15 protein-coding genes and 2 pseudogenes are annotated in these 15,747 nt (G+C 50.7%); 12 read left to right on the forward strand and 5 right to left on the reverse strand.

Annotated features, from left to right (window positions below; genetic code table 11):
- Positions 1–126 precede the first annotated feature (126 nt).
- A complete protein-coding gene (locus ESM_RS0122060) occupies positions 127–894 on the forward strand; it encodes a class II glutamine amidotransferase (RefSeq protein WP_001515775.1) in 768 nt (255 codons plus the stop codon).
- On the opposite strand, the gene dpaA is transcribed toward ESM_RS0122060, so the two are convergent.
- On the reverse strand, positions 865–1,605 hold the full coding sequence (gene dpaA, locus ESM_RS0122065; protein ID WP_001225687.1) for a peptidoglycan meso-diaminopimelic acid protein amidase: 741 nt from the start codon (positions 1,603–1,605) through the stop codon (positions 865–867). The genes ESM_RS0122060 and dpaA overlap by 30 nt on opposite strands.
- A 312-nt stretch (positions 1,606–1,917) precedes the next feature.
- On the opposite strand from dpaA, the pseudogene ESM_RS01000000125655 reads away from it, so the two are divergent.
- Positions 1,918–2,668, forward strand: a pseudogene (locus ESM_RS01000000125655) (C40 family peptidase).
- A 175-nt stretch (positions 2,669–2,843) separates the two neighbouring features.
- On the forward strand, positions 2,844–3,341 hold the full coding sequence (gene rayT, locus ESM_RS0122075) for an REP-associated tyrosine transposase RayT (RefSeq protein WP_000006262.1): 498 nt from the start codon (positions 2,844–2,846) through the stop codon (positions 3,339–3,341).
- A gap of 304 nt (positions 3,342–3,645) precedes the next feature.
- On the opposite strand, the pseudogene ESM_RS0122080 reads toward rayT, so the two are convergent.
- Positions 3,646–5,364 (reverse strand): annotated as a pseudogene (locus ESM_RS0122080) (flagellar biosynthesis protein FlhA); the annotation flags it as partial.
- Here ESM_RS0122080 and lafU point away from each other — a divergent pair.
- From lafU to ESM_RS0122110, 6 genes are all read left to right on the forward strand, one after another.
- Entirely contained in the window at positions 5,330–6,097 is a 768-nt protein-coding gene (gene lafU / locus ESM_RS0122085; RefSeq protein WP_000207585.1) for a putative lateral flagellar export/assembly protein LafU, read from the forward strand. The pseudogene ESM_RS0122080 and the gene lafU overlap by 35 nt on opposite strands.
- Before the next feature lie 135 nt (positions 6,098–6,232).
- Positions 6,233–7,288 (forward strand): DNA polymerase IV, encoded by a 1,056-nt coding sequence (dinB, locus tag ESM_RS0122090; protein ID WP_001226159.1) that lies wholly within the window; start codon positions 6,233–6,235, stop codon positions 7,286–7,288.
- Positions 7,285–7,737, forward strand: coding sequence for a GNAT family N-acetyltransferase (locus tag ESM_RS0122095; RefSeq protein ID WP_010380997.1), 453 nt, complete (start codon positions 7,285–7,287; stop codon positions 7,735–7,737). The genes dinB and ESM_RS0122095 overlap by 4 nt, the downstream gene beginning before the upstream one ends.
- A 241-nt stretch (positions 7,738–7,978) precedes the next feature.
- Positions 7,979–9,118: an RNA ligase RtcB family protein gene (locus tag ESM_RS0122100; RefSeq protein ID WP_000521569.1), complete on the forward strand. Its 1,140-nt coding sequence runs from the start codon at positions 7,979–7,981 to the stop codon at positions 9,116–9,118.
- Positions 9,115–9,729, forward strand: coding sequence for a peptide chain release factor H (gene prfH / locus ESM_RS0122105; protein ID WP_000602119.1), 615 nt, complete (start codon positions 9,115–9,117; stop codon positions 9,727–9,729). The genes ESM_RS0122100 and prfH overlap by 4 nt, the downstream gene beginning before the upstream one ends.
- Positions 9,730–9,791: 62 nt before the next feature.
- The gene (locus ESM_RS0122110) at positions 9,792–10,322 is read left to right on the forward strand and encodes a metal-dependent hydrolase (protein ID WP_000469790.1); all 531 of its coding nucleotides are present in this window, start codon (positions 9,792–9,794) and stop codon (positions 10,320–10,322) included.
- 2 nt (positions 10,323–10,324) lie between these two features.
- Here the strand turns inward: ESM_RS0122110 and ESM_RS0122115 are convergent, their stop codons facing one another.
- Together ESM_RS0122115 and pepD are read right to left on the reverse strand one after the other, a co-directional pair.
- Positions 10,325–10,567 (reverse strand): hypothetical protein, encoded by a 243-nt coding sequence (locus ESM_RS0122115; protein WP_001029360.1) that lies wholly within the window; start codon positions 10,565–10,567, stop codon positions 10,325–10,327.
- Between the two features lie 58 nt (positions 10,568–10,625).
- Positions 10,626–12,083, reverse strand: coding sequence for a cytosol nonspecific dipeptidase (gene pepD / locus ESM_RS0122120; RefSeq protein WP_001292988.1), 1,458 nt, complete (start codon positions 12,081–12,083; stop codon positions 10,626–10,628).
- Positions 12,084–12,343: 260 nt separating this feature from the next.
- Here pepD and gpt point away from each other — a divergent pair, with 260 nt between their 5' ends.
- The 3 genes from gpt to crl all read left to right on the forward strand — a co-directional run bounded on the left by gpt (position 12,344) and on the right by crl (position 14,598).
- The gene (gene gpt, locus ESM_RS0122125; RefSeq protein WP_001291991.1) at positions 12,344–12,802 is read left to right on the forward strand and encodes a xanthine phosphoribosyltransferase; all 459 of its coding nucleotides are present in this window, start codon (positions 12,344–12,346) and stop codon (positions 12,800–12,802) included.
- Between the two features lie 92 nt (positions 12,803–12,894).
- The gene (gene frsA, locus ESM_RS0122130; RefSeq protein ID WP_000189571.1) at positions 12,895–14,139 is read left to right on the forward strand and encodes an esterase FrsA; all 1,245 of its coding nucleotides are present in this window, start codon (positions 12,895–12,897) and stop codon (positions 14,137–14,139) included.
- A gap of 57 nt (positions 14,140–14,196) precedes the next feature.
- Positions 14,197–14,598: a sigma factor-binding protein Crl gene (crl, locus tag ESM_RS0122135; protein ID WP_000174683.1), complete on the forward strand. Its 402-nt coding sequence runs from the start codon at positions 14,197–14,199 to the stop codon at positions 14,596–14,598.
- A 38-nt stretch (positions 14,599–14,636) separates the two neighbouring features.
- Here the strand turns inward: crl and phoE are convergent, their stop codons facing one another.
- Positions 14,637–15,692: a phosphoporin PhoE gene (phoE, locus tag ESM_RS0122140; RefSeq protein WP_001515788.1), complete on the reverse strand. Its 1,056-nt coding sequence runs from the start codon at positions 15,690–15,692 to the stop codon at positions 14,637–14,639.
- Positions 15,693–15,747 lie beyond the last annotated feature (55 nt).

Below are 15,747 nucleotides of genomic sequence, written 5' to 3' on the forward strand. Positions count from 1 at the left end.
TCTTATCATGCCTACAAATCTGTACCCGAACTGTAGGCCGGATAAAACGTTTACGCCGCGTCCGGCCAGAAAATCCTTAAACCAATCTTCGCCGGGGGCATCCCCCTGCTGTTGTGGAGGTTACCGATGTGCGAACTGCTCGGGATGAGCGCCAACGTCCCAACCGATATCTGCTTTAGTTTCACTGGGCTTGTGCAGCGCGGTGGTGGAACCGGGCCGCATAAAGATGGCTGGGGGATCACTTTTTACGAAGGCAAAGGTTGTCGCACATTTAAAGATCCACAACCCAGCTTTAATTCCCCCATCGCCAAACTGGTTCAGGACTATCCGATAAAATCCTGCTCGGTAATCGCTCATATTCGCCAGGCGAATCGGGGCGAGGTGGCGCTGGAAAATACTCACCCGTTTACCCGTGAACTGTGGGGACGCAACTGGACGTATGCGCATAATGGGCAACTGACGGGCTATAAATCACTGGAAACCGGCAACTTTCGCCCGGTGGGCGAAACCGACAGCGAAAAAGCCTTCTGCTGGTTGTTGTATAAATTGACGCAGCGTTATCCGCGCACACCGGGCAACATGGTGGCGGTATTTAAATATATCGCCTCACTGGCGGATGAACTGCGGCAGAAGGGCGTCTTCAACATGCTGCTTTCGGACGGACGTTACGTGATGGCGTATTGTTCAACCAATCTGCACTGGATCACCCGCCGCGCGCCGTTTGGCGTGGCAACGTTGCTGGATCAGGATGTGGAAATCGACTTCAGCTCGCAGACCACACCGAATGATGTGGTCACGGTGATTGCAACTCAGCCGCTGACGGGCAATGAAACCTGGCAAAAGATTATGCCAGGCGAATGGCGCTTATTTTGCCTCGGGGAGCGTGTAGTTTGATGCCAGTTGTGGTTGCACCACTTCGTGGCTCAACGGCTTGCTGACCACGTAACGGCCATTGACGACAGAAACCGTCGGTGGCTTACGAGTCTGTTCAAAGTAGTCGTAGCCCGGCTTCAGTTGTTCCCAGAAGTCCTTAAAGTTGGAATACTTATGGCGCTTCATATTGGCGTCGGTCATGCGGAAAGGATAAATGCTCACCTGCACACTCGGCTGACCAAACACCAGTGCGCCAGTAACGAACTGGAAAATCTCATCAATACCCTGATTGGTCATCGCGTAGCAACCGATAGAAACACAATCGCCGTGAATCATCAGGTATTTCCCTTCGTAACCATGCGCGCGGTCATAGGCGTTGGGGAAACCAATATTAATTGCTTTGTAGTAACGGCTGTCTGGTTTTAATTGATTACGCTGAACGCTATAAAACCCTTCCGGACTTTTGAAATCGCCCTGACGCTGTTTGGGGCCTAACCCGCCGGAATATTTACAAATTTTGTAGCTGTCGAGTAATTGATATTGCTCGCCCATTTTGACGTAGAGATCGAGCGTGCGCTCTTCCTTGAAGATTTGGATGTAGACAGGGGATCCCATCAACTGCTGCTTATACTCTTTGCTCACTGGCGTGGTGGAACTACCGCTGCCCAGCAAACTGGCAAACGAAACGCACGGGATCAACAACATCGCAAGAATTAATGCGATTTTACGCATACTGCTTATTCCTTGATAAAACGGTTACACACGCCAGGGCGGCAAAATAGATCCCAAATCGGAATAGTCTGGATTTGGAAGGCTCACATTAGCACCAAAAGAGTTTTACGCAAGCCTGTCGGTGCTGGGTTTACAAATTTAGCATAAGGGGCGATTTTCAAAAGTCCGAAAAGCGGCTGTATAGCGGATTTATTACTTATTTCCTAAGGTTATGAAACTGCAATAGTAATATGCAAATAAGCGATTAATAATCCTATTTACCCACCCGCTCCTTTAAAATTATCACCTTCATTCAGCCAGTTTATATCCTTCATGTATTCGTTCTCTCACGGCAGATTTCTGCGCCTGGGCGTGTTTTCTTTGTCCCTTTGGCTTCCTATATTTGCCAACGCCACTCCCACATCACACACCTCCTTCAGTTACGCCGCCCGCCAGCGGATGCAAAACCGTGCGCGATTGCTAAAGCGATACCACGCGCATCTGAAAAAACGGCCAGCTACATTGTAGAAGGGAACGCACAAAGCAGAAGGGCGCTGCGCCAGCACAACCGCGAGCAGATAAAACGCATCCAGAATGGTTTCCTGCGCCGCTCAAGTCGAGTGACAGACGCTGGCAGGCGTTGGCAGAAAACCCCCATTTCTTAAGCAGCGACCACCTGCACAATATCACCGAAGTGGCGATTCACCGCCTGGAGCAACAGCTTGGTAAGCCTTACGTCTGGGGCGGCACGCGGCCTGATAAAGGCTTCGACTGCAGCGGGTTGGTTTTTTATGCCTACAACAAAATTCTCGAGGCGAAGCTCCCGCGCACGGCCAATGAGATGTATCACTACCATCGGGCAACGATTGTGGCGAATAACGACCTGCGCCGGGGAGATTTGCTGTTTTTCCATATCCACAGCCGCGAGATAGCCGATCATATGGGCGTGTATCTGGGCGATGGGCAATTTATCGAGTCGCCACGTACCGGCGAAACCATTCGGATAAGCCGGTTAGCTGAACCTTTCTGGCAGGACCATTTTTTAGGTGCTCGGCGGATTTTGACGGAAGAGACGATTTTGTAGGACGGATAAGGCGTTTACGCCGCATCCGGCAATTGTGCTCCGATGCCTGATGCGACGCTGGCGCGTCTTATCATGCCTACAAATCTGTGCATTTTTGCGAGCCGCTTTCCCGATATAACATAACCTCATTGTCGACTTTTCCTTTTCTTCTTACCGTTGAGAAAAAGGAGTCGCTATGTCTGAATATCGTCGTTATTACATCAAGGGGGGAACCTGGTTTTTCACGGTAAATTTACGGAATCGTCGAAGCCAGCTTTTGACCACCCAGTATCAGATGCTCCGTAACGCCATTGTTAAAGTTAAGCGAGCCAGACCTTTTGAAATTAACGCCTGGGTAGTTTTGCCGGAGCATATGCACTGTATCTGGACATTACCCGAGAGCGATGATGATTTTTCTTCTCGCTGGCGGGAGATTAAAAAGCAATTCACCCATGCTTGTGGATTGCAAAATATCTGGCAACCGCGTTTTTGGGAGCACGCCATCCGCAATACCAAAGACTATCGCCATCATGTTGATTATATTTATATAAATCCAGTAAAACATGGCTGGGTAAAGCAAGTAAGTGATTGGCCATTCTCAACGTTTCATCGCGATGTCACGAAAGGGTTATATCCCATCGATTGGGCGGGAGACGTAATGGATTTGAGTGCCGGGGAGCGTATCATTTTGTAATTGTGCGCTGGTGCCGGATGCACTTACGCTTATCCGGCCTACAAATTTGTGCCTTAACCGTAGGCCGGATAAGGCGTTCACGCCGCATCCGGCAATATGCACTGATGCCGGATGCGCTTATGCTTATCCGGCCTACAAATTTGTGCCTTAACCGTAGGCCGGATAAGGCGTTCACGCCGCATCCGGCAATTGTGCACCGATGCCGGATGCGCTTACGCTTATCCGGCCTACAAATTTGTGCCTTAACCGTAGGCCGGATAAGGCGTTCACGCCGCATCCGGCAATATGCACCGATGCCGGATTCTTACATCAACGCCCCCATAATCTTCAACTCCAGCTCATCCGGCACTTCGTTATACGACAGCACATGCAGCCCCGGCGCAAACAACCTTGCGTAGCGCGCCAGCAAAGGGCGTAACTGCGGCGGCACCAGCAGCACCGGGTCTTTCCCCGCCGCTTTCATCTGTTCCTTCACCTGCGGCATCGTACTCTGGAACTGGTTGAGCATATTCGGGTCAACCGGCACGCTGTCGAGCATCACTTTGCCGCCCTGTTGCGCCTGATTCACCACGTTGGTCAGCAGATTTTCCAGTTCATTATTCAGCGTATACACCGTCAGCTCCTGCTTGCGAACGAACGGATGGGTAATACTGCGCCGCAGCGCCAGGCGCACATCGGCCGCCAGCAGAATATGATCCTTGGTCACCGTGCTACTGGCGACCAGCACGGTGGCGATGGTGACGATATCGCGCAGGGAAACGCCTTCGGTCAACAGAGCCCGGTACACCTTCAGCAACTGGCTGTAGTTCAGCGCCGCGCTCAAATCTTCCGCCAGTCGCGGAGCCATCGACGACAGACGGTTATGCAACTGCGTGATGTCATCATAGTTAAATAAATCAGGAATATAGCTGCGCACAATCTTGTTCACATGGGTGGCAATCACGCTGGCGCTGTCGATCACCTGATACCCCATATTCAGCGCTTTCGCCTTCTGCGCAGGCTGTATCCAGGTCACCGGCATCCCATACGCCGGGTCGTTACCCAGAACGCCATCAATCTCGCCGTAGGTTTCGCTGGAGGGCAGGGCCATCAGTTTATCCGCCGGAATATCCGCTTCATCAGCCTTAATGCCATTGATGAAAATGGCGTACTGACTGGGCTTGAGGCGGAAATTTTCCCGAATGCGGATCTCCGGCAACAGCACGCCGTTGCCGTCGGAAATCACCTGCCGCACGCCGCGAATCCGCTGGGTGAGCGGGTTGCCCTGCGCTTTGTCCACCAGCGCCACCAGCTTGTAGCCGAGGCTTAAACTGATGGGCTCAATCAGCGGAATGGTTTCCCAACTGACCTGTTGATCGCTGGTTTCGGTGATGGTGCGGGTCAGCGTTTCGAGGCTTTTCTCTTCCGCCTCTGCCGCCTGCGGGCGTTTGCTCATTCGCCAGCCGGTATAGCCAAGCAGGGCGCTGAACATCAGGAACGGCAGGTGCGGCATTCCCGGCACCACCGCCAGCACAAACATAATTCCGGTGGCGGTGTAGAGCACCGACGGGCTTGCCAGGAGCTGGTTACGCACGTCATGGGCGATATCGCCGTTATCGCTGACGCGGGTGACGATAATCGCCGCCGCCGTGGAGAGCAGCAGGGAAGGGATCTGCGCCACCAGCCCGTCACCGATGGTCATCAGCACATACTGCTGGAAAGCGGCATCGGCGCTCAGGTTATATTTGAAAATCCCGATACAGACACCGCCGATCAGGTTGATCGCCAGAATCATCATCCCGGCGATGGCATCGCCACGCACAAACTTCGACGCCCCGTCCATCGCGCCGTAGAAATCGGCCTCGCTGGCAACGTCTTTACGCCGGGTTTGCGCCTGTGCCTGGTTGATCAATCCGGCGTTAAGATCGGCGTCAATCGCCATCTGCTTGCCGGGCATCGCGTCCAGGGTAAAGCGGGCAGAAACCTCGGAAATACGCTCGGCTCCTTTGGTGACGACGATAAAGTTGATTGTCAACAGCGTCAGTAAATCTGAGCGGGAAAGCATTATCGCCGCGCTGCACGGGCAGTCGATTTTCAACGGCGGTGGATTGTCGCCGTTAAATAAAATTAGCCCGACCCACCCGCCGAAACCCGCTACCGTGGCGGTGCCGGAAGAGACGGAGAAAAAAGTGCGCGATGTGAACGAGAAAACGGCGCTGCTTAAGAAGAAATCCGCCACCGAGCTTGGCGAACTGGCGACCGATATCAACATCATCGCCCGCGATGCGCATATGGAAGCGAATCTGGAGATGGAAATTGTCCCGCAGGGATTGCGCGTGCTGATTAAAGACGACCAGAACCGCAATATGTTTGAACGCGGCAGCGCGAAGATTATGCCGTTCTTTAAAACCCTGCTGGTGGAGCTCGCGCCGGTGTTCGACTCGCTCGATAACAAAATTATTATTACCGGGCATACCGATGCGATGGCCTATAAAAACAATATCTACAACAACTGGAACCTTTCGGGCGACCGCGCGCTTTCGGCTCGTCGCGTGCTGGAAGAAGCCGGAATGCCAGAAGATAAAGTGATGCAGGTGAGTGCGATGGCTGACCAGATGTTGCTGGATACCAAAAATCCGCAAAGCGCGGGTAACCGACGTATTGAGATTATGGTGCTGACCAAAAGCGCGTCCGATACGCTGTATCAATATTTTGGCCAGCATGGCGACAAAGTGGTGCAGCCGTTGGTACAAAAGCTGGATAAACAGCACGGGTAGCAAAAACTACCTCTTGTAGTCTGGACAAGACGTGCCAGCGTCGCATCCGGCGATAAGGGGGCAGATTGCTGAATCTTTACGCATTTCTCAAACCCTGAAAACACTGTATACTTTACCAGTATTGAGAGGTGAGCAATGCGTAAAATCATTCATGTGGATATGGACTGTTTTTTCGCAGCGGTGGAGATGCGCGACAATCCCGCCCTGCGCGATATCCCTATTGCTATTGGCGGCAGCCGCGAACGTCGGGGGGTGATCAGCACCGCTAATTATCCCGCGCGTAAATTTGGTGTACGCAGTGCAATGCCGACCGGTATGGCGCTCAAATTATGCCCACATCTTACGCTGCTTCCGGGGCGCTTTGACGCTTACAAAGAAGCCTCGAATCATATCCGCGAAATCTTCTCGCGCTACACTTCGCGCATTGAACCGCTGTCGCTGGATGAAGCCTATCTTGACGTCACCGACAGCGTACATTGCCACGGTTCTGCGACCCTCATTGCCCAGGAAATCCGCCAGACGATTTTTAACGAGTTGCAACTGACGGCGTCTGCGGGCGTCGCGCCGGTAAAGTTTCTCGCTAAAATCGCTTCTGACATGAATAAACCCAACGGTCAGTTTGTGATTACTCCGGCTGACGTTCCGGCATTTCTGCAAACCCTGCCGCTGGCGAAAATTCCCGGTGTCGGCAAAGTGTCGGCGGCAAAACTGGAAGCGATGGGGCTGCGAACCTGCGGCGATGTGCAAAAGTATGATCTGGTGATGTTGCTCAAACGTTTTGGCAAATTTGGCCACATTTTATGGGAGCGTAGTCAGGGCATCGATGAGCGCGATGTTAACAGCGAACGTCTGCGCAAATCCGTCGGCGTGGAACGCACGATGGCGGAAGATATTCATCACTGGTCTGAATGTGAAGCGATCATTGAGCGGCTATACCCGGAGCTGGAACGCCGTCTGGCGAAGGTAAAACCAGATTTGCTGATTGCTCGTCAGGGGGTGAAGTTAAAGTTCGACGATTTTCAGCAAACCACTCAGGAACATGTCTGGCCGCGATTGAATAAAGCTGACCTAATCGCCACCGCGCGTAAAACCTGGGATGAACGCCGCAGCGGGCGCGGTGTGCGGCTGGTGGGCTTGCATGTGACGTTGCTGGATCCGCAAATGGAAAGACAACTGGTGTTGGGGTTATGAATAACATATCAATAAGAGACTATCGGCCCGGAGATTTTCAGCACATATGCGCTATTTTCCTTAGAGCGGTTACGATGACGGCTAGCCAACATTATTCTCCGCAGCAAATTGCCGCTTGGGCGCAGATTGATGAAACACGCTGGAAGAAAAAAATCGCGCAATCACAAGTGCGGGTTGCGGTCATTGATGAGCAACCAGTCGGATTTATTACGCTAATTGACCGCTATATCGACTTATTATTTGTTGACCCGAAATACACCCGCCGCGGTGTCGCCAGCGCCTTGTTAAAACCATCGATTAAGTCTGAATCCGAACTTACAGTAAATGCCAGCATAACGGCGAAACCCTTTTTTGATCGTTATGGTTTTCAGGTAGTTAAGCAGCAGAACGTTGAATGCCGGGGAGAGTGGTTGACTAATTTTTATATGCGTTATCAGCAGCCAGATTAATTCCAGCTTGCAATGTAAATATTGCCTGCCTAGTATGTGCGCGTTTTCTTATTCCACAAACTGCAAGGAGGTCAATCATGACAAATTCTTTATCAATGACGCTTTGCAGACCTTTCCAGGATTAATTCTTTTTTTTGCCCTGGATTCGTCTGCCATTTTCTGATTTTTTAATTGTTACTCTTAATAATTTGAGTCGCAGCTCATGCAACTTGAAGTATGATGAGTATAAATGGAATGGTACATGGGCAAATATATTCGTCCTTTATCCGATGCGGTATTTACCATCGCATCCGATGACCTGTGGATCGAGAGTTCAGCGATCCCACAATTACACTCCACAGCAAAACTTCCCGATATGCAACGCGTAGTAGGGATGCCAGATTTACACCCCGGACGCGGCTACCCGATTGGCGCAGCCTTCTTCTCCGTTGGGCGTTTTTACCCGGCGCTGGTCGGCAATGATATCGGTTGCGGCATGGCGCTATGGCAAACAGATATCCTTGCCCGCAAATACAATGCCGATAAGTTTGAAAAGCGATTGTCTGCTCTGGATGATGTTGCCGAAGAAAGCTGGCTGGAGGAAAACCTGCCGTCAGCGTTTGCACAGCATCCGTGGCGCAGCTCGCTGGGTTCCATCGGCGGCGGCAATCACTTCGCTGAACTGCAACAGATTGATCAAATCATCAACGCTGAGTTGTTTGCACTAGCTGGTATGGATGCGCGGTATTTGCAACTGCTGGTTCATAGCGGCTCGCGTGGTTTGGGGCAGTCTATTTTACAGCGACATATTGCCTCGTTTTCTCATCATGGCTTGCCAGAAGTCTGTGACGACGCGCTACGTTATATCGCGGAGCATGACGATGCGTTGGCGTTTGCGCGTATGAATCGCCAGATGATTGCTTTGCGCATGATGCAGCAGGTGAAGGCGACGGGAAGTCTGGTTCTGGATGTGGCACATAACTTTATTACCGCGAGTCAAATTGGCGATCAACAAGGCTGGTTACATCGTAAAGGGGCAACGCCAGATGATAGCGGTCTGGTGGTTATCCCCGGCTCACGCGGTGATTTCTCGTGGCTGGTTCAGCCTGTCATTTGTGAAGAAACATTACATTCGCTGGCGCATGGGGCAGGACGCAAATGGGGACGTACCGAGTGTAAAGGGCGTCTGGCGGCGAAATACACCGTGACGCAACTCTCGCGTACTGAACTTGGCAGCCGGGTAATTTGCCGCGATAAACAACTCATCTTCGAAGAAGCGCCGCAGGCCTATAAATCAGCAGAAAGCGTGGTGCAATGCCTGGTACGGGCCGGTTTAGTTAATCCAGTCGCGCGGTTGCGTCCGGTACTGACGCTCAAAAACAGTGGAGGGAAAAAAGGATGATCTTGTTGCAACTCTCCTCTGCCCAGGGGCCAGAAGAATGCTGTCTTGCCGTCAAAAAGGCGCTGGACAGGCTGATTAAAGAAGCTACCCAACAGCGCGTCGCGGTAACGGTGCTGGAAACAGAAACGGGGCGCTACTCTGACACGCTGCGTTCGGCGCTGGTCTCTTTGGATGGCGATAATGCATGGGCATTAAGTGAACGCTGGTGTGGTACGATTCAGTGGATTTGCCCAAGCCCGTATCGACCTCATCATGGACGTAAAAACTGGTTTCTGGGCATTGGGCGTTTTACCGCTGATGAGCAGGAACAATCAGATGCGATCCGTTATGAGACGTTGCGCTCGTCGGGGCCGGGCGGTCAACATGTCAATAAAACCGACTCGGCGGTGCGTGCCACGCATCTGGCAAGTGGGATTTGTGTGAAGGTACAATCGGAACGTAGCCAGCATGCTAACAGACGGCTGGCGCGATTGCTGATTGCCTGGAAGCTGGAACAACAGCAACAGGAAAATAGCGCGGCGCTGAAATCGCAGCGGCGAATGTTCCATCATCAGATTGAACGTGGTAACCCGCGACGGACGTTTACAGGGATGGCTTTTATCGCTGTGTAATTCAGGAACATGTCCCGCCGTTTTCTCCGTGAAAGCAGCGGGTGAAAACGAAAGGAATCATCATGTTTATCGGTCATCTTCCGGCTGGATATTTAATAAATTGTACTTTAGTGAAACGCTTGCCGCTGATTGCTCGTCATGCGCGGAGAGTGATGGTTATTGGCTTAGTCGGGGCAGTTGCACCCGATTTTGATCTCTTCTGGTGCTATCTGATTGATAGCGGGCAACGTCATCATCATCTTTACCCGTCTCATTGGCCATTGCTATGGTTCACACTTTTGGCTGCGACGCTACTCTGGGCTGGCGTCGCGAAGAATAAACTTCCGCCGTGGTTGGGGGTGATATTTTGCCTGAATGGTATTGTGCATTTATTACTTGATACGCTGGTTGGGGATATCTGGTGGCTAATGCCTTTCGTTAATAAACCGTTTGCGCTATTTCATATTACGGCGGTACATCAGCCGTGGTGGCTAAATTTTTTATTACACTGGTCGTTTTTACTGGAGTTGATATTGGTAACGGCGGCTATTGCTGTGTGGTGCAAGCGTAATGTCAAAATGATGATTGTAAAACGCGTGAAAAAATTGTTCTGACGTCAGGCTGCGTAACATATTTCCTTGGGAAATTCTCTCGTGGTTAAATATGTTCTTCTGACTTTGCCCCAGGCTCTGAGCATAAAAAAACTCTGCTTTTCACCTTCAAGCTCTTTCACGGATTTCAGCGCGAAATTTTCTTTGGTGATCAAAAATTCCCCCCATGAAATATGGTCGCAGCTATACAAATATGCGACTTTTTCATGGGTTTCATAATGCTTTGTTATTTCAATGTAAATCGCCATACAATTCTGCCCTTCATCCTTGAACAGTCCACGCCCGCAGGCGTGGACGTTATCGTTATTACTTCACAGGAATTTCTTTCAGCAGTTCAGTCAGCAGTGTCCAGTAATGACCAACGCTTTCGATATGAACTTGCTCATCCGGAGAGTGTGGACCAGTGATGGTTGGCCCGATAGAAACCATGTCCATTTCCGGATACGGTTTTTTGAACAGACCACATTCCAGGCCCGCGTGGATAATCTGGATGTTCGGCGTCTTGTTGAACAGACGCTGATAGGTTTCCCGTACCAGATGCATCACCGGAGAGTTAGCGTCCGGCTGCCAGCCGGGATATGCGCCTTTCGCTTCGGTCTTCGCGCCTGCCAGTTTACCCAGTGAATCCAGCATGCTCACCACGTAGTCTTTACCGCTGTCGATCAGTGAACGGATCAGACAGTGAATTTCTACGTTGTTGTCGGTCATGGTCACCACACCGACGTTCAGTGAGGTTTCAACCACGCCTTTTGCCACGTCGGAGTTACGGATAACGCCGTTCGGGGTGGCGTTCAACAGGCGAATAAAGGTATCGCGAGATTTAGCAATTAGTGCAGCTTTATCGTTCGCTACAGAGTCAAGCAACAATGCCAGGTTTTTCTCTTTCTCTGCCAGCTCGTTTTTCAGGATATCCTGATAGGTATTCACCAGAGATTTCAGTGCATCGACTTTATCGGCTGCAACAGCGATGGTCGCAAAGGCTTCACGCGGAATGGCGTTACGCAGTGTGCCACCGTTGAAATCGATAAGGCGCAGATCCAGCTCTTCTGCATGACCTGCCAGGAAGCGTACCAACAGTTTGTTGGCATTACCCAGGCCAACGTGGATTTCACCGCCGGAGTGGCCGCCTTTCAGACCTTTTAAGGTTAACTTAAAGGTTTCAAAGCCACCCGGAACCGCTTCACGATCCAAATGCAGGTTAGAGGTGAAGTCGATACCACCCGCACAACCCATATAGATTTCACCTTCTTCTTCAGAGTCGGTGTTAATCAGAATGTCAGCCTGTAACCAGTTGCTCTGTAAGCCGAACGCGCCATCCATACCGGCTTCTTCGGTCATGGTCAGCAGCACTTCCAGCGGACCATGAACCACGTTGTCATCGGCAAGAACCGCCAGCGCAGAGGCCATACCAATACCGTTATCCGCGCCCAGCGTTGTGCCGCGTGCTTTAACCCATTCGCCATCAATATAAGGCTGGATAGGATCTTTAGTGAAGTCGTGCACGGTGTCGTTGTTTTTCTGTGGCACCATATCGAGGTGAGCCTGCAGGACGACCGGTTTACGGTTTTCCATACCTGCAGTGGCAGGTTTACGAATCAGGATATTCCCCACCTGATCGCGTTCGACATGGAAACCTTTCTCTTTTGCCCAACCTACAATGTATTCAGCAAGCTGCTCTTCGTGGTAGGACGGGTGAGGAATAGAACAGATTTTGGCAAAAATATCCCACAGCGGCTGTGGAGATAATTGAGACAGTTCAGACACGTTAAGTCTCCTTGTCGATCACCCGCAAAACAGTATTGCAGGTCACAGGGTTAGCAGAAAATGTTGTCAGCACAAGTCAGGCTTGCGAGATATGTTTGAGAATACCACTTTATCCAGCGACAGGTAGTAGCAGTGCGCAAAAAGACGCGGACTTATGTGAAATACTGGTTTTTAGTGCGTCAGATCTCTATAATCTCGCGCAACCTATTTTCCCCTCGAACACTTTTTAAGCCGTAGATAAACAGGCTGGGACACTTCACATGAGCGAAAAATACATCGTCACCTGGGACATGTTGCAGATTCATGCACGTAAACTGGCAAGCCGCCTGATGCCTTCAGAACAATGGAAAGGCATTATTGCCGTTAGCCGTGGCGGTCTGGTGCCCGGAGCCTTACTGGCGCGTGAACTGGGTATTCGTCATGTCGATACCGTATGTATTTCCAGCTACGATCACGACAACCAGCGTGAACTGAAAGTACTGAAACGCGCAGAAGGCGATGGTGAAGGCTTCATCGTCATTGATGACCTGGTAGATACCGGCGGTACTGCGGTGGCAATCCGTGAAATGTATCCAAAAGCGCACTTTGTCACCATCTTCGCTAAACCGGCTGGTCGTCCGCTGGTTGATGATTATGTTGTTGATATCCCGCAAAATACCTGGATTGAGCAGCCGTGGGATATGGGCGTGGTGTTCGTTCCGCCTATCTCTGGTCGCTAATCTTTTCAACGCCTGGCTTTGCCGGGCGTTGTTCTTTTTGACGTCAGGCAGGTTACAATAGCTTCCAGTAAGTATTCCTGGAGGCTGCATCCATGACACAGGCTAACCTGAGCGAAACCCTGTTCAAACCCCGCTTTAAACACCCTGAAACCTCGACGCTAGTCCGCCGTTTTAACCGCGGTACGCAACCGTCGGTGCAGTCGGCCCTCGATGGCAAAAATATTCCTCACTGGTATCGTATGATTAACCGCCTGATGTGGATCTGGCGTGGCGTTGATCCGCGTGAAATCCTCGATGTCCAGGCGCGTATTGTGATGAGCGATGCCGAACGCACCGACAATGATTTATACGATACGGTGATTGGCTACCGCGGTGGCAACTGGATTTATGAGTGGGCCACCCAGGCAATGCTGTGGCAACAGAAAGCCTGTGCGGAAGAAGACCCGCAAGTCAGCGGGCGTCACTGGCTGCACGCTGCTACGTTGTACAATATTGCCGCCTATCCGCACTTGAAGGGCGATGATCTGGCTGAACAGGTACAGGCGTTGTCAAATCGCGCGTATGAAGAAGCGGCGCAACGTCTGCCTGGCACCATGCGGCAGATGGAGTTTACTGTGCCGGGCGGCGCGCCCATCATTGGCTTTTTGCATATGCCAAAAGGCGATGGCCCATTCCCGACAGTATTAATGTGTGGTGGTTTGGATGCGATGCAAACAGACTATTACTCCCTTTATGAGCGCTATTTTGCACCGCGCGGCATTGCGATGCTGACTATTGATATGCCTTCGGTCGGTTTTTCCTCAAAATGGAAACTCACCCAGGATTCCAGCTTGCTGCACCAACATGTTTTAAAGGCGTTGCCAAACGTGCCGTGGGTGGATCACACACGCGTCGCAGCCTTTGGTTTCCGTTTTGGTGCTAACGTTGCCGTGCGCCTCGCATACCTTGAATCGCCGCGTCTGAAAGCCGTTGCCTGTCTTGGGCCGGTGGTTCACACCTTGTTGAGTGATTTTAAGTGCCAGCAACAGGTGCCGGAAATGTATCTTGACGTACTGGCCAGCCGTTTGGGGATGCATGATGCTTCCGACGAAGCGTTGCGCGTGGAGCTGAATCGCTATTCATTAAAAGTGCAAGGATTGTTGGGACGTCGTTGCCCAACGCCAATGTTATCAGGTTACTGGAAGAACGATCCGTTCAGCCCGGAAGAGGATTCCCGCTTAATCACTTCGTCATCTGCCGACGGTAAATTGTTAGAAATTCCATTTAATCCGGTGTATCGGAATTTTGACAAAGCGCTTCAGGAAATCACCGACTGGATCGAAAAACGATTGTGTTAAAAATTTGCTAAATTTTGTCAATTTGGTAAAACAGTTGCATCACAACAGGAGATCGCAATGACGTTACCGAGTGGACACCCGAAAAGCAGATTGATCAAAAAATTTACCGCACTTGGCCCGTATATTCGTGAAGGTAAGTGCGAAGATAATCGATTCTTTTTCGATTGTCTGGCTGTATGCGTCAACGTGAAACCCGCGCCGGAAGTGCGTGAGTTTTGGGGCTGGTGGATGGAACTGGAAGCGCAGGAGTCCCGTTTTACCTACAGTTATCAGTTCGGTCTGTTTGATAAAGCAGGTGACTGGACGAGTGTTCCGGTAAACGATGCAGAAGTGGTTGAGCGACTGGAGCATACTTTGCGTGAGTTTCATGAAAAGCTGCGTGAACTGCTGACGACGCTGAATTTTAAGCTGGAACCGGCGGATGATTTTCGCGATGAACCGGTGAAGTTAACGGCGTGAGTGAAATGTGCCGGATGCTTCGCATCCGGCAATATTAATTAAAACTGATACGTCATCCCAACCGCGACAATATCATCATTATTGATATTCAACTTATTATCGCTATCCAGTTGGTTGATTTTATAATCAACAAATGCTGACATGTTTTTGTTAAAATAATACGTGGCACCAACATCAATATAATTGACCAGATCCTCATCACCGATGCCTTCAATATCTTTCCCTTTTGATAATACGTAACCCAGGGATGGACGCAGACCAAAGTCGAACTGGTATTGTGCGACTGCTTCAAAGTTTTGCGTCTTATTGGCAAAGCCGCCAGAAATTGGCGTCATGTTACGCGTTTCAGAATAGAAGGTTGCCAGGTAAATATTATTAGCATCGTATTTAAGACCCGTAGCCCACGCTTCTGCGCGTTTACCCGTGCCACGGCTTTGCTGATTCTGCTCGTTGGTACGATCAGAGTTGGTATAGGCACCGCTGATAGCGAAATCACTGCCGCCAAAGTCATATGTCAGTGACGTACCGAAGCCATCGCCGTTCTGCTTTTTAACATCGCGGTTTTCGTTTTTTCCTTGATATTGCAAGGTCAGGTTCAGGCCATCAATAACGCCGAAGAAGTCGGTGTTACGATAAGTCGCCAGGCCGCTGGCGCGTTTAGTCATAAAGTTGTCGGTCTGGGCGGAGGAGTCGCCACCGAATTCCGGGAACATATCTGTCCAGGCTTCAACGTCATACAATGCGCCAAGGTTACGACCATAATCGAATGAACCTAAATCTTTATATTTCAATCCGGCAAAGGCGAGACGCGTTTTTTGCTGTGCGGTATCACTCTCCGCTTTATTTCCGGCAAACTCCGCTTCCCAACGACCATAACCGGTCAGTTGATCGTTAATTTGTGTTTCGCCTTTAAAACCAAAACGGATATAACTCTGATCGCCATCTTTACTCTCATTATCACTGATATAATGCATGGCTTTTACTTTGCCATAGACATCCAGTTTATTACCGTCTTTATTATATACTTCTGCAGCTTGTACGGATGCAGATGCCACAATGCCCATCACCACTAATGCCAGAGTGCTCTTTTTCATTTTCATTCCTGATTTTAATTAACGCACAAATATTCAGCGGGAGAGTCCCGTTGAA

This window comes from Escherichia sp. TW09308 (genome assembly GCF_000208565.1).
In the GTDB taxonomy this organism is placed as follows: domain Bacteria; phylum Pseudomonadota; class Gammaproteobacteria; order Enterobacterales; family Enterobacteriaceae; genus Escherichia; species Escherichia marmotae.